This window comes from Streptomyces sp. NPDC088097, from assembly GCF_044741845.1.
Classification (GTDB): domain Bacteria; phylum Actinomycetota; class Actinomycetes; order Streptomycetales; family Streptomycetaceae; genus Streptomyces.
Map to the genome: position 1 here is coordinate 1087167 of NZ_JBIUTJ010000001.1, position 20674 is coordinate 1107840.

Annotated in this window: 18 protein-coding genes and 1 pseudogene; 9 read left to right on the top strand and 10 right to left on the bottom strand. The window is 72.9% G+C overall.

Going from position 1 to position 20674, the window contains the following annotated elements:
* Positions 1–37: 37 nt before the first annotated feature.
* Together purU and ACIOD1_RS04990 are read right to left on the bottom strand one after the other, a co-directional pair.
* Entirely contained in the window at positions 38–922 is an 885-nt protein-coding gene (gene purU / locus ACIOD1_RS04985) for a formyltetrahydrofolate deformylase (protein ID WP_401900171.1), read from the bottom strand.
* Between the two features lie 32 nt (positions 923–954).
* Positions 955–1401 carry a hypothetical protein gene (locus ACIOD1_RS04990; protein WP_365620714.1) on the bottom strand — a complete coding sequence of 149 codons (447 nt, stop codon included), beginning with the start codon at positions 1399–1401 and terminating at the stop codon, positions 955–957.
* Between the two features lie 241 nt (positions 1402–1642).
* Between ACIOD1_RS04990 and ACIOD1_RS04995 the strand changes: the two genes are divergently transcribed.
* Positions 1643–3037, top strand: coding sequence for an ABC transporter substrate-binding protein (locus ACIOD1_RS04995; protein ID WP_401900173.1), 1395 nt, complete (start codon positions 1643–1645; stop codon positions 3035–3037).
* A gap of 51 nt (positions 3038–3088) precedes the next feature.
* Here the strand turns inward: ACIOD1_RS04995 and ACIOD1_RS05000 are convergent, their stop codons facing one another.
* The 3 genes from ACIOD1_RS05000 to ACIOD1_RS05010 form a co-directional block, all read right to left on the bottom strand.
* Entirely contained in the window at positions 3089–3526 is a 438-nt protein-coding gene (locus tag ACIOD1_RS05000) for a hypothetical protein (RefSeq protein WP_365620213.1), read from the bottom strand.
* The gene (locus ACIOD1_RS05005) at positions 3523–5214 is read right to left on the bottom strand and encodes a hypothetical protein (protein ID WP_401900175.1); all 1692 of its coding nucleotides are present in this window, start codon (positions 5212–5214) and stop codon (positions 3523–3525) included. Before ACIOD1_RS05005 ends, ACIOD1_RS05000 begins: the two co-directional genes overlap by 4 nt.
* A gap of 80 nt (positions 5215–5294) precedes the next feature.
* Complete coding sequence (locus tag ACIOD1_RS05010; RefSeq protein ID WP_365620219.1) at positions 5295–6677, bottom strand: transcriptional regulator; 1383 nt, start codon at positions 6675–6677, stop codon at positions 5295–5297.
* A gap of 216 nt (positions 6678–6893) precedes the next feature.
* On the opposite strand from ACIOD1_RS05010, the gene ACIOD1_RS05015 reads away from it, so the two are divergent.
* The 5 genes and pseudogenes from ACIOD1_RS05015 (at position 6894) to ACIOD1_RS05035 (ending at position 11629) form a co-directional block, all read left to right on the top strand.
* Positions 6894–7574 (top strand): bifunctional DNA primase/polymerase, encoded by a 681-nt coding sequence (locus ACIOD1_RS05015; protein WP_365620222.1) that lies wholly within the window; start codon positions 6894–6896, stop codon positions 7572–7574.
* A 172-nt stretch (positions 7575–7746) separates the two neighbouring features.
* Positions 7747–8637 (top strand): ABC transporter ATP-binding protein, encoded by an 891-nt coding sequence (locus ACIOD1_RS05020; protein WP_365620224.1) that lies wholly within the window; start codon positions 7747–7749, stop codon positions 8635–8637.
* Positions 8634–10295 (top strand): transporter, encoded by a 1662-nt coding sequence (locus ACIOD1_RS05025; RefSeq protein ID WP_365620227.1) that lies wholly within the window; start codon positions 8634–8636, stop codon positions 10293–10295. Before ACIOD1_RS05020 ends, ACIOD1_RS05025 begins: the two co-directional genes overlap by 4 nt.
* A gap of 6 nt (positions 10296–10301) precedes the next feature.
* Positions 10302–10907 (top strand): annotated as a pseudogene (locus ACIOD1_RS05030) (NADP-dependent oxidoreductase); the annotation flags it as partial.
* 47 nt (positions 10908–10954) lie between these two features.
* Positions 10955–11629: an alpha/beta hydrolase gene (locus ACIOD1_RS05035; RefSeq protein ID WP_365620230.1), complete on the top strand. Its 675-nt coding sequence runs from the start codon at positions 10955–10957 to the stop codon at positions 11627–11629.
* Positions 11630–11706: 77 nt separating this feature from the next.
* Here the strand turns inward: ACIOD1_RS05035 and ACIOD1_RS05040 are convergent, their stop codons facing one another.
* Together ACIOD1_RS05040 and ACIOD1_RS05045 are read right to left on the bottom strand one after the other, a co-directional pair.
* Entirely contained in the window at positions 11707–12579 is an 873-nt protein-coding gene (locus ACIOD1_RS05040; protein ID WP_365620233.1) for an alpha/beta hydrolase, read from the bottom strand.
* Positions 12580–12906: 327 nt separating this feature from the next.
* Positions 12907–13599 carry a metal-dependent transcriptional regulator gene (locus tag ACIOD1_RS05045; protein WP_365620236.1) on the bottom strand — a complete coding sequence of 231 codons (693 nt, stop codon included), beginning with the start codon at positions 13597–13599 and terminating at the stop codon, positions 12907–12909.
* A gap of 255 nt (positions 13600–13854) precedes the next feature.
* Between ACIOD1_RS05045 and ACIOD1_RS05050 the strand changes: the two genes are divergently transcribed.
* Together ACIOD1_RS05050 and ACIOD1_RS05055 are read left to right on the top strand one after the other, a co-directional pair.
* Positions 13855–14610, top strand: coding sequence for an SIS domain-containing protein (locus ACIOD1_RS05050; RefSeq protein ID WP_365620239.1), 756 nt, complete (start codon positions 13855–13857; stop codon positions 14608–14610).
* 181 nt (positions 14611–14791) lie between these two features.
* Positions 14792–16078, top strand: a complete 1287-nt coding sequence (locus ACIOD1_RS05055) for a serine hydrolase domain-containing protein (protein ID WP_401900180.1) — start codon at positions 14792–14794, stop codon at positions 16076–16078.
* Positions 16079–16085: 7 nt separating this feature from the next.
* Here the strand turns inward: ACIOD1_RS05055 and ACIOD1_RS05060 are convergent, their stop codons facing one another.
* From ACIOD1_RS05060 to pdxH, 3 genes are all read right to left on the bottom strand, one after another.
* On the bottom strand, positions 16086–17462 hold the full coding sequence (locus tag ACIOD1_RS05060) for a PAS domain-containing protein (protein ID WP_401900181.1): 1377 nt from the start codon (positions 17460–17462) through the stop codon (positions 16086–16088).
* A 154-nt stretch (positions 17463–17616) separates the two neighbouring features.
* A complete protein-coding gene (locus ACIOD1_RS05065) occupies positions 17617–18222 on the bottom strand; it encodes a PH domain-containing protein (RefSeq protein ID WP_365620246.1) in 606 nt (201 codons plus the stop codon).
* Positions 18223–18638: 416 nt separating this feature from the next.
* Positions 18639–19304: a pyridoxamine 5'-phosphate oxidase gene (pdxH, locus tag ACIOD1_RS05070; RefSeq protein ID WP_365620249.1), complete on the bottom strand. Its 666-nt coding sequence runs from the start codon at positions 19302–19304 to the stop codon at positions 18639–18641.
* A 200-nt stretch (positions 19305–19504) separates the two neighbouring features.
* Between pdxH and ACIOD1_RS05075 the strand changes: the two genes are divergently transcribed.
* A complete protein-coding gene (locus tag ACIOD1_RS05075; RefSeq protein ID WP_365620252.1) occupies positions 19505–20611 on the top strand; it encodes a citrate synthase 2 in 1107 nt (368 codons plus the stop codon).
* The last annotated feature ends 63 nt before the right edge of the window (positions 20612–20674 follow it).

The window sequence follows — 20674 nt, forward strand, 5'->3', positions numbered from 1 at the left end:
GGTCGCGGCCGGGCCCCGTCCGCACGCACGCACCGGCCTAGGCGAAGACGACCGTGCGCGTGCCGTTCAGCAGCACGCGGTGCTCGCTGTGCCACTTCACCGCGCGGGCCAGCGCCTGGCACTCCACGTCCCGGCCGATGGCGACGAGCTGGTCGGGGGTGACCTCGTGGCCGACGCGCTCGACCTCCTGCTCGATGATCGGGCCCTCGTCGAGGTCCGCCGTCACGTAGTGCGCGGTGGCGCCGATCAGCTTCACACCGCGCGCGTGCGCCTGGTGGTACGGCTTCGCGCCCTTGAAGCTCGGCAGGAAGGAGTGGTGGATGTTGATGATCCGCCCGCTCAGCTCCTTGCACAGGGTGTCGGAGAGCACCTGCATGTAGCGGGCGAGCACGACCAGCTCGACGTTCTGCTCCCGCACCAGCTCCAGCACCTGCCGCTCGGCGGCGGCCTTCGTGTCCTTGGTGACCGGGATGTGGACGAACGGCACGTCGTAGGAGCCGACCAGCTCGGCGAAGTCGGTGTGGTTCGAGACCACGGCCGCGATCTCCACGGGCAGGGCGCCGATGCTGGAGCGGAACAGCAGGTCGTTCAGGCAGTGCCCGAACTTCGACACCATCAGGACGATCCGCATGCGCTCGTCGGCGCGGTGGATCTGCCAGTCCATGCGGAAGGAGTCGCCGATCGCGGCGAAGCTCGCGCGCAGCTTCTCCACGGTGACGGGCTCGGCGGCCGAGAAGTGCACGCGCATGAAGAAGAGGCCGGTGTCGTGGTCGCCGAACTGCCGGCTGTCCTCGATGTTGCAGCCGGTCATGAAGAGATAGCTCGACACGGCGTGCACGATGCCCTGCTTGTCCGGACACGAGAGGGTCAGTACGTACTGCTGGGTCAGCTGTTGCGCCTTCGGCTGCGGGAGTTCGCTCATGACGGGACAGCCTTTCACGACGACACGCCGTTTCACACCGCGCTGGTCAGGATCTTGAGCACTTCCACGGAGCTGGGGCGCTCGTCCGGGTCCTCCCCGTCGGCGGTCGCGAGGCGTACGTGCGCGTCGCGCGCCGCCCGCACCGCCTCGGGCCAGTCCGGGTGCGCCAGGTACGTGGAGACGGGCGCGTCCGGCCCGGCCTGGTGCAGGATCCGCAGCACCCGCAGCACGGCGAGGTCGACGAGGGCCGCCTCCTGGGTGTCGCGGAAGATCGTGCCGACGTACTTGTCGGCGGACCAGCTGTCGAGCCAGGTGTCCTCGACCAGCCGGTACACGGCGTCGGTGACGTCTCCGTACCCTCCGATTCCGGCGAGCCAGGTCTGCTCCTGGAACTCCGGGTCGGAAAGCATGTGCAGCGCCGAGCGCACGTTGCTGCGCCAGCGCCACCACGGCATGTCGTTGAGGGGCATGCCGCCCATGGTGGAGGAGCGGCCGCCGCGGCGGGAAGAGTTCTTCGAACCTTGGGCGAATGTCACGCTTTCGATCGTACGTTCCTCCCCGGAGCGATCTTCAGGCGCCCGCGCCCCCACCGGCGCCCCCGCCCGCGCCTCTTCGTCGCACCGGCCGGCGAGCCCGCTCCCCCGGCGTTCACCTGGTCGTCACCGAATGTTGTGTACACCTCACTCCTTCGTTCCCCGGCGAGCGGAATGGTGCGTGGACATGACCAATCGGCGACGCGCAGCATCCTTCTCCCGCACCCTTCTGGCCACGGCGATGGGTGCATGTCTCACCGCCGGGTGCGGGGTGATCCCCGGTGGCTCGGGGGGCTCCGGGGACACCCTCACGGTCATGACGTTCGCCCCGATCGACACCAAGGCCACCAACATGCCGGGCATGCCCGGCATGGCCAAGGCCTACGAGCGGTGGGTGAACGCCAACGGGGGCATCAAGGGCCACAAGCTGCGCGTGCTGACCTGCAACGAGAAGAACACCCCGGCCGGCGCCGGCGAGTGCGCCCGGCAGGCCGTCTCCGAGAAGGCCATCGCGGTCGTGGGCTCCTACAGCCAGCACGGGCGCTCCTTCATGGCCCCGCTGGAGGCCGCGGGCATCCCCTTCGTCGGCGGCTACGGGGTGTCGTCCGAGGAGTTCCAGAGCACCCTGTCCTACCCGATCAACGGCGGCCAGCCGGCCCTCCTGGCCGGCGCCGGGCACCAGCTGGGCAAGGCCTGCTCCGAGGTGTCCCTGGTCCGGCCCGACACCCTCGCGGGCGACTCCATGCCGGTGCTGCTGAACGCGGGGCTGAAGGTCAACAAGATGGCCGACGCCCACGACATCCGGGCCGCCGAGGACGCCACCGACTTCACCCAGCAGGCGCGCGACGCCCTGACGGGCACCACGGCCACGGGCTCCGGCTCCGGCTCCGGCTCCGGCTCCGGCTCCACGGCTTCCCCGTCCTCCCCGTCCTCCTCGTCCACCCCGTCGCCCTCGGCGGGCGGGTCGACGAAGGAGGCTGCCAAGGACGGCGCCAAGAGCTGTGTCACCGCCGTCCTCGGCGAGCGCACCGAGACCTTCTTCGACGCCTTCCGCCGGGTCAACTCCCAGGCCCCGCAGAAGGACCCGCAGATCTCCTCGGTCCTCGGCAGCGTCAGCCAGGCCCTGGTGGACCGCACCGGCGGCAAGGAGAGCCCCTTCGAAGGCGCCCTGCTCACCAGTTGGTACCCGGTCTCCACCGACCCGCTGTGGGCGCCGATGCGCAAGGTGATCTCCGAGCAGGCCTTCGGGGACGACTCCGTCGACCCCGACGACAGCGGGGCCCAGACGACCTGGATCGCGTACACCGTGCTGAGCGAGATCCTCAGGGGCATGGACGACGGGGACATCACCGGCCGCAAGGTGGCCCGGGCCCTCGGCCAGAGCTCGGGGGTCAAGACCGGCGGCCTCACCCCGGACCTGAGCTGGCGCTACCAGGACATGCGCGCCATCTCCGGCTTCCCGCGCCTGGTCAACGGCCGGGTCAGCTTCCAGGTCGTCCAGGCCGGCCGGCTGATCACCCAGCCCGGCGAGGCGCCCCAGGACATGACCTCGGTCCTGGAACAGGCCCCCCGCTCGGCCTGACGCCCCAAGGGCTGTCCCGTAATCCCCGGCGGGCGCGCGGGGATTACGGCCTTAGTAGTACTCCTCGCGCGGGCGCTGGTGGCCGCCGGGGACCTCGGTGCCGTCGGGGAAGGTGACGGTGGCGAAGAACGACGTGGCCCACACCTGGATCCGCTCCGGCTCGTGGACCACCTCGAACACGGCGCCGTCGCCGGTCTTCCCGTACGAGGTCACCACGAAGGTCTCGCCGGGCCGCAGCCAGTAGTCCTGGCCGAACGGCTCCAGCCACAGCTCCAGCAGGGACCCGCCCCCGTTGGAGACGTGCGTGGCCACCGGGCTGCCCAGCGAGCGGATGCCCTCCAGGCTGAAGTCCCCGGCGATCGCCTCCATGTTCGTGCCCAGCAACGCCGTGGCCTCCGCCAGGGACGCGTCCCCCTCCGCCGGCCGTCCCGGGACCGAGCCCGGGCCCTCGGAGCCGAACAGTCGGCCCAGGCCGGTGCGCAGGCTCACAGCGCGGTGGTGTCGCGGGGGGTGAGCGAGTACTTGGTGGCGATCCGGTTCCACATGACCGACGCCGACTGCTTGGCCTTCGTCGCCTCGCCGCTGGACTTGTTGCCGTCGGAGGCGTTGTCGGTGCTCTTGGCCTTGCCGTCCTTGCAGGCACCCCGGTCGCGGGCCATCTCGTCCGCCCAGTCCGCGTAGCTCCCGTCGGCGTCCGCCGAGGCCTTCCAGGCGCGCGAGAGGGCGGCGGAGAGCTTCGTGTGGTCCTGGAGCTTGTCCACCTTCAGCTCCTGGAGCCGGGTGACCAGCCCCTCGCGCTGGTTGGCCGCGTCGCGCAGGTCCTGCGCGGCCTGGGGGAGGTTCTTGCAGACCTTGATGTCCTCGACGGCCTTGATCACCGATGCCCGGCTGTCGTTGCTGTCCGCGAGGAGCTTGTCGAGCTGGACGGCCTGCGGGCGAGCCGGGTCCACGGGGGCTTCCCCGGCCGCCGCCTCGGCGGCTGCCGAGTCCTTGGGCTGCGGGGCCACCGCGGCCGGGTCGTTGTTGCTGGGCTTGGAGTCGCTGAGCAGCGCGCCGACCCCGAGCCCGACCACGGCCAGCCCGAACACCCCGGCGGCGATGACCACGGGCGATATCCGGCGGGGACCCGGCGGGGGCGGGGGCGGCGGCGCGTACTGCTGATGCTGCGGCGCTGACTGCGGCGGGCCGGGCCGCCGCGGGGCGTACTGCTGGGGCGGGGCCGGCGGCGGGGTCCGCCGGGGCGGCGCGGCCTGCGCCGGCACGGGCGGGAGGTGCTGGGTGTGCCCGGCGGAGTCGGAGTCCGAGCGGAAGAGCCCGTCGAACCCCTCGGCGGCGTTCGGAGCGGGCCCGGCGGGCACCGGCGCGATGAACTGCGTCGCGTCCTCGGCCCCCGGCCCGGACGGAACGGGCGGGATGTACTGGGTGGCCGCCTCGTGCACCGGAGCGGACGGGACCGGCGCGATGTACTGCGTGGCCGCCTCGTGCACCGGGGCGGACGGGACCGGCGCGATGTACTGGGTCGCCGCCTCATGGCCCGGAGCCGACGGAACCGGCGCTATGTACTGCGTCGCCGCCTCGTGCACCGGAGCGGACGGAACCGGCGCGATGTACTGCGTCGCCGCCTCATGGCCCGGAGCCGACGGGACCGGCGCGATGTACTGCGTCGCCGCCTCATGGCCCGGAGCCGACGGGACCGGCGGGATGTACTGGGTGGCCGCCTCCGGGATGGGCGGGTAGCCGTACCCGTGCGGATCGCCCGGCCCCTCGAAGCCGGGCCCGACGACGTGACCCGCCGGCGGGTAGCCGTAGGCGGGCCCGCCTGGCTCCGCGGGTGCGTACGCCTGCTGCCCGTACGACTGCTGCCCGTACGGGGGCGCGCCGTACCCGCCTCCGTACGCCTGCTCCGGCCCCGGAGCGGGGGCCGGGCCGGGGGCCGGGGCGCCGTACGGGTCCTGCCCGTGCCCCGGCTGCCCGTACGCCTGCTGCGACTGGTCCGGGTACCCGTAGGCCGGCGCGGCCCAGGGCTCCCCGGCCTGCGGGGGGCCCTGCGCGTCGTCCTGCCGACCGGCTCCTTCCGGCGCGCGGCCCGGGGCCGGATACGCGTCCGGATCCGGATCCGGGTGTGCCGGATGCGCCGACCCGGGCTGGGGGACGCCCCCTTGTCCGTTCTGCGTCACCGGTACTCCTCCGCGTTCTCCGACTGCCCCGCACCTGCTCCGGACGTCGGGTCACGCTACCCGGTCACCCCGCGGGCGCGTCAGGCCACCTGAACCTCCAGCCTCGCCCCGAACTCCCTGACCGCCGCTTCCTCCCGGTACGGCTCCAGTCGCGTCCGGAAGTCGTCCAGGTATTCCGCGCCGCGTCGCGAGCGCAGCGACCCCAGCAGATCGGCCGCCTTGGTCGCCGTCTGACAGGCCTGTTCCACCTCCCGCTGCTGCACCTGCGCCGCCGCCAGCAGCAGCAGCCCGATGGCCCGCCGGCGCGCCTTCTCCACCGGCAGCCCCCGCAGGGCCTCCTCCGCCCGCCGCGCCGCCGCGTCGGCCTGCCCCAGGTCGCGGTGGCAGTGGGCCAGCTCGTCCGCCAGGTAGGCCCGGTCGAAGTGCCGGATCCAGACCGGGTCGTCGCCGGACTCCGGCTCCGCCCGCTCCAGCGCCGTCACGGCCCGCCCGGACAGCACCGCCGTGGCCCGGGGGTCGCCGAGCAGGGCGTGCCCGCGCGCCTCGGCGGCGTAGAACATCGCCTCGACCCTCGGCGTGACCTGCCCGCGCGTGCCCTCCTGGGCGGCCCGGGCCAGCTGCGCGATCTCCCTGGGGTTGCCCAGTTCGGCGGCGAGGTGGCTCATGGAGGCCGCCAGTACGTAGCCGCCGTACGCGCGGTCGCCCGCGGCCTGGGCCAGCCGCAGGGCCTGGATGTAGTAGCGCTGGGCGAGGCCCGGCTGGCCGGTGTCCACCGCCATGTACCCGGCGAGTTCGGTCAGCCGGGCCACCGCCGCGAACAGGGCCCGCCCGACCGGCTCCCGGTAGGAGCCGCCGATGAGCCCGGAGACCACCGAGTTGAGGTAGTGCACGACCACCGGCCGTACGTGCCCACTGCCGAAGCGGTGGTCCAGCTCGGTCAGCGCCTGCGTGGTGGCCCGGACGGCCTCCACGTCGGACATCCCCACGCGTGCCCCGCCGCTGCGGGCCACCTGCGGGTCGGCGCCGGTGATCAGCCAGTCGCGGCTCGGTTCGACCAGCGCCGAGGCCGCGACGCTGGACCCGGCGAGGAAGTCGCGCCGCCCCACGTCGCTCCGCCACAGCTCGCTGACCTGCTCGATGGCCCCCATGACGGTCGGGGAGAACTGCAGGCCGACGCCGGAGGCGAGGTTCTTGCCGTTGGCCATGCCGATCTCGTCGATGGTGACGGTCCGGCCGAGTTTGCGGCCGATCGCCTCGGCGATGATGCCCGGGGCCCGACCGCGCGGCTGCTGACCGCGCAGCCAACGGGCCACGGACGTCTTGTCGTAGCGGAGATCGAGGCCGTGCTCGGCCCCGCACATGTTGACGCGCCGGGCGAGCCCGGCATTGGAGCACCCGGCTTCCTGGATGAGCGCCTGCAGCCGTTCGTTCGGCTGACGGGCGACGAGAGGCCTGGCTGCCATTCAAAAACCCCCTGAAGCCACGGGAGAGCGATGGAATGATCACTTCCCGCCTGAAGTGCGGAGAATCTTCCCCTCTGCGACGTGTCGTTACCCAACGACCGCGCCCCGGCCTCCTACGCGCCCCCGCGTGTGCTCCTATGCGCCCCGTATGCAGGATCGATGCAGCGCCCACCGGCTGGTTTACGCCCGTAACCCCCCGTGACCCCGGGAGTTGTGATGGTCGTGGAAGAGACCATCGGAGTCACGGAGACCGCGCCCATCCCCCAGCAACGCGGCGAACAGGCGCTGGACCATGCCCTGCGGTACGTCGAGGAGCGGCACTGGGACGTCTTCGCGGGCACCTGGCTGGAACACGGCGACGGCCGGGAGACGTGCTCCTGCGGGGCGGCGGACTGCACGGCCCCCGGGGCGCACCCGACGGTGAAGGAGTGGGCCTCGCTGGCCTCGGGCAGCGCGGTCGGGGTGCGCCGGAACTGGGCGCGGCACCCGCAGGCCTCGATCCTGTTGCCGACCGGCCGCACCTTCGACGTGCTGGACGTGCCCGACTCCGCCGGCTTCCTGGCGCTGGCCCGGCTGGAGCGCCACCAGCGCACGCTCGGGCCGGTGGCCCTGACCCCCGACCACCGGATGCTGTTCTTCGTCCTGCCCGGCGCCGGCGTGAAGATGGCCGATCTGGTGCGCAAGTCGGGCTGGTCCCCGTCCATGATCGACCTGGCGGCGCGCGGCGAGGGCGAGTTCGTGCCGGCCCCGCCGACCCGTTACGGCGGCAAGGGCCCCGTGCAGTGGGCGCGCAAGCCCACTCCGGCGAACCGCTGGCTGCCGGACACCGAGGAACTGATCGACGCTCTCGCGTACGCGTGCGGCAGCGAGGCCGCCGCCGCCCGCAACCGGCGCTGACCGCCGGGCGGCTGATCGTCTGCATCGCCGGCTGCCGTCTGCCGTCTGCCGCCCACGCCGACCGCTGACATTCGTGTCCGCAAGTTCATGACATACGTAACTGCCTCCCGCACCTCCCCCCTCCTATGGTGAGGAACGTACGACCACGGGGAACGGAACGAGAGGCGGGCGCATGCCGGACCAGGGTTATGCGGCAGCGGGCGGCACCGACGCGGCGGGCACGACGGGCGCGGGGGCCACAGGGTCGACGGCGGCAACGGGGGCGAAGGGGGACACGACGGGCACGGGGGCCGGGCGGCCCGCGGCCGTCCGCGTCGAGGGGTTGTGGAAGCGGTTCGGCGAGCAGGTGGCCGTCGGGGGAATCGATCTCGAACTGCCCGCCGGCCGGTTCATCGGGCTCGTCGGCCCGAACGGCGCGGGCAAGACGACCACGCTGTCGATGGTGACCGGGCTGCTGCGCCCGGACATGGGACGCGTGATCGTCGCCGGCCACGACGTGTGGGCCGACCCGGTCGAGGTGAAGTCCCGCATCGGGGTGCTGCCCGAGGGGATGCGCTTCTTCGAGCGGCTCTCCGGCCGCGAACTCCTCGGCTACATGGGCCGGTTGCGCGGCCTGCCCGGCGAGGAGACCGACAAGCGGGCCACGCAGCTGCTGGACGTCCTGGACCTGGCGGGTTCCCAGCACAAGCTGGTCGTCGACTACTCGACCGGCATGCGCAAGAAGATCGGCCTCGCCGCGGCCCTGCTGCACAACCCCGAAGTCCTCTTCCTGGACGAGCCCTTCGAGGGCGTGGACCCGGTCTCGGCGCAGACCATCCGCGGGGTGCTGGAGCGCTACACCGCCTCCGGCGCCACCGTCGTGTTCTCCTCCCACGTGATGGAGCTCGTCGAATCGCTCTGCGACTGGGTGGCCGTCATGGCCGCCGGGCAGATCCGCGCCGCCGGTCCGCTGGCCGACGTACGGGGCTCCGCGCCCTCCCTGCAGAGCGCGTTCCTCGAACTCGTCGGCGCCCAGGACCGCGCCGACGGCGGCTCCCTCGACTGGCTCGGCGGCGCCCGATGACCGCCACCACCGAGACCACGAGCACAACCACAACCGCCTCCGCCGGCCCGACCACCTCGGCCGCCCCATCCGTCTCGCTGGTCCCGCTGTTCGTCCGGCTGAAGCTGTCGCTGATGCGCAACGGCCTCAAGGGCTCCTCGAAGCGCAAGGCCGCCTGGATCGTCAGCCTGGTGTTCTCGCTCGTCCTCAGCGCCCTCGCCACCCTCGGCCTGGCCCTGCTGCACGGCAACGCCCACGCGGGCGCCGTGGTGGTGCTGCTCACCGCGATCATCGCGCTGGGCTGGACCGTGATGCCGCTGTTCTTCCCCACCGGCGACGAGACCCTCGACCCGAGCCGGCTCGTGATGCTGCCGCTGCGCCCGCGGCCTCTCGTACGGGCCCTCCTGGCCTCCTCCCTGGTGGGGATCGGCCCGCTGTTCACGCTCTGCCTGGCCGTCGGCTCGGTGGCGGCGCTCGCGCGGGGCGCGGCCGGGGTGGTGGCGGCCGTCGTGGGCGCGCCGCTGCTGCTGCTCGGCTGCGTGACGCTGGCCCGCGCCGTGGCCACGGCCAACGTGCGACTGCTCTCCAGCCGCAAGGGGCGCGACCTCGCGCTGCTCAGCGGCCTGTTGATCGCGATCGGCGCCCAGGTGGCCAACTTCGCCAGTCAGCGCCTGCTGCAGACGGGCGGGTTGGAGCAACTGGAGCCGGCGCGGGCCGTGCTGCGGTGGGTGCCGCCGATGACGGCGGTCGCCATGGTGGACTCCGCGAGCGAGGGCTCGTACGGGGTCGCGGTGGCGCAGCTCGCCCTGACCCTGCTCGCCCTGGCGGGGCTGCTCTGGTTCTGGGAGCGGAGCCTGACGAAGCTGATGGTCACCCCGGACGGCTCGACGGTCATCTCCGCCCGGCCGGCGAAGGACCGCGGCACGGGCGGCGTCTGGTCCTTCCTCCCGGCGGGCCGTACGGGAGCCACCATGCAGCGCACCCTGCGCTACGTGGTGCGGGACCCGAAGACGAAGGCGGCCTGGGTGTCGGCGCTGGCGGTCGGTGCGATCGTCCCGATCTTCAACGCCCTCCAGGGCACCGGCTCGGTGTACCTGGCGTGCTTCGGCGCGGGGATGCTGGGCGTCCAGATGTACAACCAGTTCGGGCAGGACACCTCGGCGTTCTGGATGGTCGCCCAGACGATCTCCTCCCCGCGCGACGCCTTCGTGGAGCTGCGGGCCCGGGCTGCCGCGCTGGCCCTGATCACCGTCCCGTACTCGGTCGTCGTCACGACGGCCACGGCCGCCTTGGTCGGCGACTGGCACGGCTTCCCGCCCGCGCTGGGCCTGACGCTGGCCCTGCTGGGCTCGATGCTGTGCACGGGCGCGCTGACCTCGGCCCGCTTCCCGTACTCGATCCCGTCGGACGGCGCCTTCAAGAACGTCGCCCCGGGCCAGGGCGGTCTGGCCTGGCTGGGCATCTTCCTGGGCCTGGTCGCCTCGGCGCTGATCTGCTCGCCGGTGATCGTCCTGACCATCCTGGTCGCCGCGGTGGACGGCTTCTCCGGCCTCGCCTGGACCGTCCTGCCCTTCGGCGCCCTCTGGGGCACCCTGGCCACCTGGGCGGGCCTGCGCCTGGCCTCCCCCACGGTCTCCCGCCGCCTCCCGGAAATCCTCACCGCGGTCAGCAGGGGCTGACCCCCCGCCACCCACCCCGCAGGGGGCGCCCCCACACCGGGCGCCCCCCCACTGGCCGCGATGACCGCCTGGCAGGCCCTGGTGGACACGGCGCGGGTGCGGCCCGGGCAGCGGGTGTTGGTGCACGCGGCGGCGGGCGGGGTCGGTCACCTCGCCGTGCAGATCGCCAAGGCCCGGGGGGCGTACGTGATCGGCACCGCGCGGGCACAGAAGCACGCCCTGCTCAAGGAGTTGGGCGCCGACGAGGTGGTCGACTACACCGGGACCGCGTTCGAGACGGCGATCGACCCGGTGGACGTGGTCCTGGACACGATCGGCGGGGAGTACGGGCCGCGTTCGCTGCGCGCCCTGCGCCCCGGCGGCCTGGTCGTCTCGCTGGCTTCCCCGGCCGAGTCCCATCTGGCGGCCGTGGCGCGGCCGTTGGGGCTGAGGGCCTGCTTCATGGCGGTGGAGGCCGATCAGGCGGGCCTGCGGGAGATCGCCGGCCTCGTGGAAGCCGGGCTGCTGCGGCCGGAGATCGACACCGTCCTGCCACTGGAACGGGCGGCCGAGGCACACGAACGCGCCGACGGCCGCCGCACGACGGGCAAGATCGTACTGACGGTCGACTGACCGTCGCCCTCGCGGCGCACCCCTCCACGACCTCCGAGGAGACCCCGATGACCACCTACGTCCTCGTACCCGGCGCCTGGCACGGCGCCTGGACCTTCGAACCCCTCGCCCGGGCGCTGCGCGCGCACGGCCACGAGGCCTTCCCGTTGACCCTCACCGGGGTGGGCGAGCGCAAGCACCTCTTGGGCGCCTCGGTCAACCTCGACACCCACATCGACGACGTGGTGGGGCTCCTGACCGACCACCAGATCACCGACGCGGTCCTGGTCGCGCACAGCTACGGCGGGATGGTCGTCACGGGCGCCGCCGACCGCGTGCCGGAGCGGGTGGCGGGGCTGGTCTACGTGGACGCGACGGTCCCGGCGGACGGGGACTCCTGCTGGTCGCTGGTCGGCGAGCAGGAGCGCGGCTGGTACCTCTCCGGGGCGGGCGAGACCGGGTACTCCAGCGCCCCGCTGCCGTTCTTCGACCCGCGCGCGACCCCGCACCCGCTGGCCTCGCTCCTCCAGGCGGTACGCCTGAAGGACGGCCTCGACCGCTTCGGGAGCCGGGACTTCGTCTACGCCACCGGCTGGGACGGTCCCTCCCCCTTCGCCGCCCAGTACGAGCGCCTGACCGCCGACCCCTCCTGGCGCACGCACGCCGTGGACTCCGGGCACAACGTGATGCGGGACGCCCCCGAGGAACTGCTGGAGATCCTCCTGAACACCGGCCGGGCCTAGCCGGCTCTTTCGGATCTTGCCGGGCCGCCAAGATCCGAAAGAGACGGCCCAGCCCCCGAGGGGGGACCCGGTCGCGCCTAGGTCGCGTTCGCCGTGACTCCCTCCAGGAAGGGCTCCAGGGCCGCGCGCCAGGCGGCCGGGTGGTCGTAGTGGAGGTAGTGGCCCGCGTCCGGGATCTCGGCGTACTGGCCGGCCGGGAGGACGCGGACCATCTCCTGGGCCTCCGCGCGGCCCAGCTCGCCGTCCAGGCCGCGGACGACCAGGGTGGGGCAGCGGACCTGGGCCAGCTCCTCCCAGTGGGCGTCGTGGACCCAGGTGGCGCGGGCGGTCAACATCTGGCGGCGGGAGAAGATCGGGCGCCAGCCGTCCGGCGCCCGGTGCATGACCTCGGCGAAGAAGTCCCCCCGCCCGGGGTCGGGGCGCTCCACCCGGGGATCGTCCTCGCCGAACCAGCGGCGGGCGGCGTCCTGGGTGGGGAAGGGCAGGGGCCAGTGGCGGAACCATTCCTCCCACTCCTGCTGCGAGGCCTCGCCGAGCGCGGAGGCCCGCATGTCGCAGATCACGAGCGCCTGGACCAGCTCGGGGCGGCGGGCGGCGAGCTGCCAGGCGGTGAGGGCGCCCATGGAGTGGCCGATCAGGACCGCGGGGCCGAGGTCGAGCTGCTCGATGGCGGCCTCGACGTCGGCCACGAAGGCGTCCCGGCCCAGGGGGGTGCTCAGGCCGGGTCCGGGCGGCGGGCGCTCGCTCTGGCCGTGGCCGCGCTGGTCCAGGGCGACGACGCGGCGGTGTTCGCCGAGCCAGCGCGCGGTGCCGGCCCAGTGCAGGGCGCGGCCCATCAGCCCGTGGAGTAACAGCACCGGCGGTCGCAGGGGCTCCGCCGGCGGTTCGCGGAACTCCCAGGCGGCCAGGCGGACCCCGTCGGCCCCCGTCACATCGATGCGCTGTACCACCGCAGATGCACCCCCTTCGCTCCCGGCCAGACTATCGAACCTGTATTCGAGAATCGGGTTCGCGCCGACAACACCGCTCTTTCGAGTGACCTTGCTCAAGGATTGGCCGCCGCTGCCGATGGAGATCCTTTCAACAGGGAGGCGGACCGATCGGGGAAGACGGTCCGAAGGGGATGACCTTGAGAGCTCGGGGCTCCGGGTCAGCCAGGGGAGGACCGGTCCCGGCGCCGCAAGGCGCCGGGACCGTCCACATTTCCCGCCCCTGAACCGCCAACCACCGAACCGCCGACCACCTCTACGGGAGTCGGCTCGGCGCTCGGCGAGGGATCAGCGCTTGGCGACGAACACGTGCGAGGCGATCTCCGAGTCCAGCTCGGCGGCCTCTCCGCCGCTGCCGACCAGCACCCCGCCCGGGGACTCCGTCACGCTGACCACCGAACCGGGCTGTACGCCCGCCCGGCGCAGCGTGTACATCAGCTGGGCGTCGGTCTGGATCGGCTCACCGATCCGACGGACGACCACCGTCTTGCCCTCGCTGCCCGGGTCCAGCTCCGACAGGCTGACCATGCCGTCCTCCAGGAACGGGTCCGCCTCGGCCTTCTCCCCCAGCTCCTCCAGGCCCGGGATCGGGTTCCCGTACGGAGACTCGGTCGGGTGACGCAGCAGCTCCAGTACGCGCCGCTCCACCGCCTCGCTCATCACGTGCTCCCAGCGGCAGGCCTCGGCGTGGACCTGCTCCCACTCCAGCCCGATCACGTCGACGAGCAGGCACTCCGCGAGGCGGTGCTTGCGCATCACGCGCGTCGCGAGCTTGCGCCCCTCCTCGGTCAGCTCCAGATGGCGGTCACTGGCCACGGACACCAGTCCGTCCCGCTCCATGCGCGCCACCGTCTGGCTGACGGTGGGACCGCTCTGGTCCAGCCGCTCGGCGATCCGGGCGCGCATGGGGACCACACCTTCCTCTTCGAGTTCGAGGATGGTGCGGAGGTACATCTCCGTGGTATCGATCAGTCCGGACATTCGTGCCCCTCGGATTGCGTGCGCTGGCCCTGCACCCAATTCTGACGCATCGGGCCGACAACCGTCCCGCGCCGAGCGTCAAGGCATGTACGGGACATGTCCGCAGATCTTCACACTCGCCCGCCGCGGCCCCGCTGCCAGGCCTTTGGGCCCGGGATTGACGTTCGTATTGACAGGTCCTTGGTCCAGACCGCACGGTGAGCGGCGGACACCGTCGCACCCCCACCGCACCCCACCCTGAAGGGCCTTCGGCGTATGAGCGAGAGCAAGCTGGCCGGGCAGTTCTTCGACGCCGCCATCGGCCTGCTGGAGCGGGTGCGTGACGAGGAGTCCGATCGGATCGTCGAGGCGGGGACCGCCATCGCCGCGGCCGTCGCCTCCGGGAACCGCCTCTTCGCCTTCGGCGCCGGACACTCCTCGCTCCCCGCCCAGGACGTGGTCTACCGCGCCGGCGGACTCGCGGTGATGAACTTCCTGGCCGTCCCCGGCACCGTCGGGATCGACGTCATGCCCGCCACCCTCGGCAGCGCGCTGGAGCGGGTGGACGGCCTCGCCGGGGCGGTCCTGGACAGCAGCCCGGCCTCCGACGGGGACGTCCTCGTGATCATCTCCCTCTCCGGGCGCAACGCGCTGCCCGTCGAGATGGCGATGAACGCCCGCGCGATCGGCCTGACGGTCATCGGGGTGACCTCGGTGGCGTACGCGACGGAGACCAAGTCCCGGCACGTCTCGGGCACCTACCTCAAGGACCACTGCGACATCGTCCTCGACAGCAAGATCGCCGTCGGGGACGCCGAGCTGACGCACGAGGCCATCGACGCGCCGTTCGCCCCCGCCTCCACCGTGGTGACCAGCGCGATCATGCAGGCCGTGATGGCCGTGGCGGCCGGCGAACTCGCCTCCCGGGGCCTGGAGCCGCCACTGCTGCGCTCCGGCAACGTGGACGGCGGCCACGAGTGGAACGGCCGGGTCATGCAGGAGTACGGCGACCGGATCTTCTTCCGCCACTGATGCCGCTGACGCCGCTACTGCCCCTGACGCCGCCGACGCCTCTGACGCCCCCCTGACACCGCCGACGTCACGGCCTGCCCCGGTACCTGCCCCGATCCCGAACCGGGTCGCGGCCGCCTCGGGCCGTTCCTAGGCTGGTGAGGTCCAGCTCGGGGCCTCGGGGACTCGGAGGCGATGCCCCATGCCCACGCACCGTGCCCCGCGTCGTGCACCCCGCGTTCCCGAGGCCCGTTGCCGCCGGGCGTCGGCCGGAGTCGGGGCCCGAGCCCTGCCCGCCTGCGCGGCGGCCCTGACGCTGCTGATGGCGGGCTCCGGCGTCGCCCCCGCGTCCGCGGCCGCCGCGCCGCCCGCGGGCCCCACGACGGTCGCCGCCGCGCCCGCGTCCGTACCGGCCGACCTCGACCCCGGGACCGTGCGACGGCTCGACACGGCCATCGCCGCCGTGATGGAGAAGGCCGACGTCCCGGGGGTGAACATCGGCCTGCGGATCCCGGGACGGGGCGAGTACGTCAAGGCCTTCGGCGTCGCCGACGTCAAGACCGGCGTCCCGATGAAGACCGACATGTACAGCCGGATCGGCAGCGTCACCAAGACCTTCACCGTCACCGGCGTCCTCCAGCTCGTCGACCGGGGCCTCGTCGGCCTCGACGACCCGATCTCGAAGTACGTCGCCGGGGTCCCCGGCGGCGAGCACGTCACCGTGCGGCAGCTGGCCAGCATGCGCAGCGGGCTCTTCAACTACACCGACGACGAGAAGTTCCTCGCCGAGCTGCGCGCCGACCCGCACCGGGCCTTCACCCCGCGGGAGGTGTTGACCTACGCCTTCGCGCACCCGCCGAACTTCGCCCCGGGCGCCAAGTGGCAGTACAGCAACACCAACACGGTGCTGCTGGGCCTGCTGGTGGAGAAGGTGTCAGGGCAGCCGCTGTCCGGCTACCTCCGGGAGCACGTGGCGGCCCCGCTGAAGCTGAACTCCACCGCCCTGCCGTCCGGCAGCGCGTTCCCCGAGCCGCACGCCCACGGCTACACCACCTTCAGTCCGGGCGGGAAGGTCGTCGACGCCACCGACTGGAACCCCTCCTGGGGGTGGGCCGCGGGGGCCATGACCTCCGACCTGGAAGACCTGGGCGCCTGGGTGCCCGCGCTGCTGGACGGCCGGCTGCTGAAGCCGGCGACGCAGGCGCAGCGGCTGCGCACCGAGCCGACGGGCTTCCCCGGGGTCTCGTACGGGCTGGGGATCGCCGAGTTCAACGGCTGGGTCGGGCACAACGGCGACCTGCCCGGCTACGAGACGATCGCCGTCGGGCTGCCGGCGACCGGGGCCACGCTGGTGATCCTGATCAACTCCGACACCGACCGGGGCGGCTCGCTCAGCAGCCAGGTCGCGAACGCCGTGACGAAGATCGTCACCCCGGCCCATGTCTGGGCGCTGCCGCCCGCCGCGAAGACCGGCGAGACCAAGCCCTGACGCCCCTCTAGGAGCCCGTCCGGTCGCCCGGCGCGTCGTCCGGCGCATTGTCCGCCGGGCTCCCCGTCGAGGTCGCCGTCGCCAGGTCCAGGTCGGCGGCGACGCGGGCCGCGACCTCCTCCGCGTACAGGGCGTCCGGGCGCTCGAAGGCGGGGCGGGAGGCGCCGCGCAGGAAGGTCAGGGTGCCCAGGGTGCGGCCGCGGCTGCGCAGCACCGTGCACAGGGCGTGGGTGGCTCCCGGCGGCCACCGGCGGGCGCGGGCCCAGCCCTCGGCCGGGTCTCCGCCGGGGGCGCCGGGGGCGCTGGCCCGGACGGGGCCGACGCGGTCGAGGGCCTGGAGCGCCGGGTGCGCGGGCTCGTAGCGGACCGGGATGGTTCCCGGTCCCGGCAGCAGCAGGGCCAGCCCGGAGGGGGAGGCGGCGGCGCGGACGAGGCGGCGGCGCGGGCCCGGTTCCAGTACGTCGACCAGCGCGTGTTCCGCGAACCCGGCCAGCGCGTAGTCGAGGCGTACGGCGGCCGCCTCGGCCGGGTCCTCGCACTCGGCGGCGGCCCGCCCGGCCCGCTGGAGCTGGTTGGTCCGGAAGCGCAGCTGCCCGGTGTCCAGCTCGGCCCGCCGGGCCTCGGTGACGTCCTGGAACAGCCAGCCGACGCCGAGCGGCACCGGCTCCTCCGCGAGCGGCGAGGCCAGCCGCAGGAACCCGCACCGCCAGCAGCGCCTGCGCACCCCCTCCGGGGTCCGTACGGACACCCACAGCTCCAGCGGGGCGGGCGGCGCCCCTTCGGCCAGTACGTGCTGGAGGGCGCCCTCCAGCTCCTCGACGCCCTGGAGCAGCAGGTCGCCGAGCGGGCGCCCGAGCAGGGCGGCGCGGCCGGAGCCGAAGGCGCGGGCGGCGTGGGTGTTGACCACGGCCGGGCGCAGGTCGACGTCGACGAGGACCACCCCCCAGGAGGCGTCGTCCATCAGCGCCTCGCTCAGCGCGATGGAGCGTTCCAGGTCGATCTGGGCGTGGACCTCGCTGAAGGCGCAGTAGACCCCGGCCGGTTTCCCGTCGGAGCCGGGCACCGCGGCGGACTGGGTGCGGACGAGGATCCGTCCGCCGTCCTTGGTCAGCAGGGCGAACTCGTGGACCTGTCGGCCGGGCGCCTCCTGCGCGGACATCAGCCGGTCCTGGATCTCGTCGGCGTCGGCGGGGCGGACGGCCCAGCCCGCGAAGCCGTGGCGGCCGACGGCCTCGGCGGCGCTCCAGCCGAGGATCCGTTCGGCCTCGCGGTTCCAGTGGGTGATCACGCCGGCGGAGTCGAACGCGCACAGGGCGGCGTCCATCCCGTCGAGCAGCGCTGCGAGCAGGTCGTCGGCGGTATCGCCCCGTCCGGAAGCACTCACCTGGCACCCCCCGCAGGTGTTCGCGTGTGCGGCACGTCAGATCATTGAACTGGAACGTGACGCAGACCACAGCCGCTTCCCGCAATCGTCCCGGAATGTTCGCTATGCGAAGGCGCGGCCGGGGGGCGCGAAGGGGACGCGGGCGCGGGTCCGGTCAGCCGCCGGCGACGATCACCACCACGGAGATGACGGCGACCACCGCGATGAAGCCGAGGACCCAGCCCGTCGCCGCCAGCGCCTTGCGCCCGCGGCTCTCCTGGCGTCCCATGCGGGCCAGCGCCTCGGGCTCGGGCTCCCAGTCCTCGCCGCGCAGCTCCTCCCAGGCGCCGCGCATCAGGCCGATCTCGCGGGCCACGTCGACGTGGTTGTCGTCCAGGTACATGAGCTGGAGCCGGCGCCCGGTGTAGTCGTAGGCGTACGAGATGAACTTCGGCTGGTTCTTGGCCATGCCCGCGCTCGGATTGGGCACGGCCCGGATCTCCTGGACGTCCTCCCAGCGCAGGCTGCGGCTGCCGGTGAAGCGGCGGACCCGGATGCCCTTGAGGTCGGCGGAGGTGGAGCAGCGCTTGGAGGCCCACAGCAGCCAGCCGAACAGGAGCAGGATCACCGCCATGATCAGCAGTTTCACTCCGCCCGCCACGTCCTTGAGGTTCAGGACGGACAGGGCGATGCCGGCCGTGCCCAGGGCGACGGCGATGTAGACGGCGTTCATCTGTTGGGCCCGGACCCGGTAGTCGCGCGGCAGTGACCGTGCGCTCATGACAACCCCTCCCCCAGTGACGGAGGGCCAGTGTAGGGAGCAACTCCCGGCAGGGGTAGGCGAGTTGAGACATCGCGCAAGGAGTCGAATAAATAGCTTGAGGCCCTCGGAGAGCAGGCCTACGCTCTGTCCTACACGAGAAGGGAGGTGGTTCCCGAAATGTACGGAAACCGGACGCGTGAGGTGGCTGCGGGCTAAGGGCCCGTCGTCAGCAACGCACCCAGTGCGGTGCCCGGCGCAGCCCGCCTGGCGCCAATCCCAAGCAGTCACCCGACCCGCGGTCTCGCCGGTACGTCCGGCCGGCTCCTCTCACTGCAGGAGAGGAACCCGAGACCGCGGGTCGCCTGCGTTCACGGGCCGCCGGGCCCCCGCGCGTGCGGGCGCGGTCCCGCCCGCGGTCCCCGCGCGCAACCCCGCTACGGGCAGAGCCGCTCCAGCCGCCACCCGCCGCCGTCCACCAGGACGTAGCGCAGCCGGTCGTGCAGCCGGTTCTCGTGGCCCTGCCAGAACTCCACCGCGTCGGGCACCACCCGCAGCCCGCCCCACTCCGGCGGCACCGGCACCTGCTCGCCCTCCGGGTAGCGCGCCTCCAGCTCCGCGTACCGACGATCCAGCTCGGCGCGCGAGGCGATCACGCTGGACTGTTCGCTGGCCCAGGCGCCCAGCTGCGAGCCGTGCGGGCGGGAGCGGAAGTAGGCGGCGGTCTCGTCGCGGCCGACGCGGGTGGCGGTGCCCGTCACGATGACCTGGCGGGCGATCGGATGCCAGGGGAAGAGCAGCGAGACGTACGGGTTCGCGTCGATCTCGCGGCCCTTGCGGGAGCCGTAATTGGTGTAGAAGACGAAGCCGCGCGCGTCGAACTGCTTGAGCAGGACGGTGCGGGAGCTGGGCCTGCCTTCGGGGGTGGCGGTCGAGACGACCATCGCGTTGGCCTCGAAGAGGTGGGCGTCGGCGGCCTGCCGGAACCAGTGCGCGAACTGTGCCATCGGCTCGTCGGCGAGGCTCCCCTCCTCGACGATCTCGGAGCGGTACTGCTTGCGCATGACGGCGGGGTCAAGGTCCTGATGGGTCACGCGGCACATCCTGCCGCAGGACGGGACCGGGGAGTGTGCCGTATGTCACGCTTCCGAACCCCAAGCGGAACGGACAAAATCTTGGGGCCGGTCCGAGGGTCCCCGCACGGATGACCATCGGCCGTGCCGGGCATCAACGGGGATGACCGCGCCGGACCGCGAATCACGCCGGGAGCCGCGCGTGTTCGCACTATTTGAGGAGCCGCCTGATGTCCGATTTCGTACCCGGACTCGAAGGGGTCATCGCGTTCGAGACGGAGATCGCCGAGCCCGACAAGGAAGGCGGATCGCTCCGCTACCGAGGGGTCGACATCGAAGACCTGGTCGGCCACGTCTCCTTCGGGAACGTGTGGGGCCTGCTGGTCGACGGTGCCTTCAACCCGGGCCTTCCCGCCGCCGAGCCCTTCCCCATCCCGGTGCACTCCGGGGACATCCGGGTCGACGTGCAGTCCGCGCTCGCCATGCTCGCGCCCGTGTGGGGCCTGAAACCGCTCCTGGACATCGACGCGGCGACCGCCCGCGACGACCTGGCGCGGGCCGCCGTCATGGCGCTGTCCTACGTCGCCCAGTCCGCCCGCGGGCAGGGCCTGCCGATGGTGCCGCAGCGCGAGATCGACAAGGCCGAGTCCGTCGTCGAGCGGTTCATGATCCGCTGGCGGGGCGAGCCCGACCCGCGCCACGTCAAGGCCGTCGACGCGTACTGGACCTCGGCCGCCGAGCACGGCATGAACGCCTCCACCTTCACCGCCCGCGTCATCGCCTCCACCGGCGCCGACGTGGCCGCGGCCCTGTCGGGCGCGGTCGGCGCGATGTCCGGTCCGCTGCACGGCGGCGCGCCCTCGCGCGTCCTCGGCATGATCGAGGAGATCGAGCGCACCGGCGACGCCGTGGCCTACGTGAAGAAGGCGCTCGACAAGGGCGAGCGCCTGATGGGCTTCGGGCACCGCGTCTACCGCGCCGAGGACCCGCGCGCCCGCGTGCTGCGGCGCACCGCCAAGGAGCTCGACGCCCCGCGCTACGAGGTGGCCGCCGCACTGGAGAAGGCCGCGCTGGAAGAGCTGCACGCGCGCCGCCCCGACCGGGTGCTGGCGACCAACGTGGAGTTCTGGGCCGCGATCATGCTGGACTTCGCCGAGGTGCCGGCCCACATGTTCACCTCCATGTTCAGCTGCGCCCGCACGGCCGGCTGGTCGGCGCACATCCTGGAGCAGAAGCGCACCGGCCGCCTGGTGCGCCCCTCGGCCCGCTACACGGGCCCGGGCCGCCGCGACCCGCGTGACATCCAGGGCTACGAGGACATGTCCGAAACGGCCTGACCCGGACCCGCGAGCACGACACCGGCGCCCCGCGCCGGCACGCCGAGGGCGCCGCACTCCCGT

Bases quoted from the DNA above. Each gene is read 5' to 3' on its own strand.
- purU (WP_401900171.1), bottom strand. From the start codon at position 922: ATGAGCGAACTCCCGCAGCCGAAGGCGCAACAGCTGACCCAGCAGTAC.
- ACIOD1_RS04990 (WP_365620714.1), bottom strand. From the start codon at position 1,401: ATGGGCGGCATGCCCCTCAACGACATGCCGTGGTGGCGCTGGCGCAGC.
- ACIOD1_RS04995 (WP_401900173.1), top strand. From the start codon at position 1,643: ATGACCAATCGGCGACGCGCAGCATCCTTCTCCCGCACCCTTCTGGCC.
- ACIOD1_RS05010 (WP_365620219.1), bottom strand. From the start codon at position 6,677: ATGGCAGCCAGGCCTCTCGTCGCCCGTCAGCCGAACGAACGGCTGCAG.
- ACIOD1_RS05015 (WP_365620222.1), top strand. From the start codon at position 6,894: ATGGTCGTGGAAGAGACCATCGGAGTCACGGAGACCGCGCCCATCCCC.
- ACIOD1_RS05020 (WP_365620224.1), top strand. From the start codon at position 7,747: ATGCCGGACCAGGGTTATGCGGCAGCGGGCGGCACCGACGCGGCGGGC.
- ACIOD1_RS05025 (WP_365620227.1), top strand. From the start codon at position 8,634: ATGACCGCCACCACCGAGACCACGAGCACAACCACAACCGCCTCCGCC.
- ACIOD1_RS05035 (WP_365620230.1), top strand. From the start codon at position 10,955: ATGACCACCTACGTCCTCGTACCCGGCGCCTGGCACGGCGCCTGGACC.
- ACIOD1_RS05045 (WP_365620236.1), bottom strand. From the start codon at position 13,599: ATGTCCGGACTGATCGATACCACGGAGATGTACCTCCGCACCATCCTC.
- ACIOD1_RS05050 (WP_365620239.1), top strand. From the start codon at position 13,855: ATGAGCGAGAGCAAGCTGGCCGGGCAGTTCTTCGACGCCGCCATCGGC.
- ACIOD1_RS05055 (WP_401900180.1), top strand. From the start codon at position 14,792: ATGCCCACGCACCGTGCCCCGCGTCGTGCACCCCGCGTTCCCGAGGCC.
- ACIOD1_RS05065 (WP_365620246.1), bottom strand. From the start codon at position 18,222: ATGAGCGCACGGTCACTGCCGCGCGACTACCGGGTCCGGGCCCAACAG.
- pdxH (WP_365620249.1), bottom strand. From the start codon at position 19,304: ATGTGCCGCGTGACCCATCAGGACCTTGACCCCGCCGTCATGCGCAAG.
- ACIOD1_RS05075 (WP_365620252.1), top strand. From the start codon at position 19,505: ATGTCCGATTTCGTACCCGGACTCGAAGGGGTCATCGCGTTCGAGACG.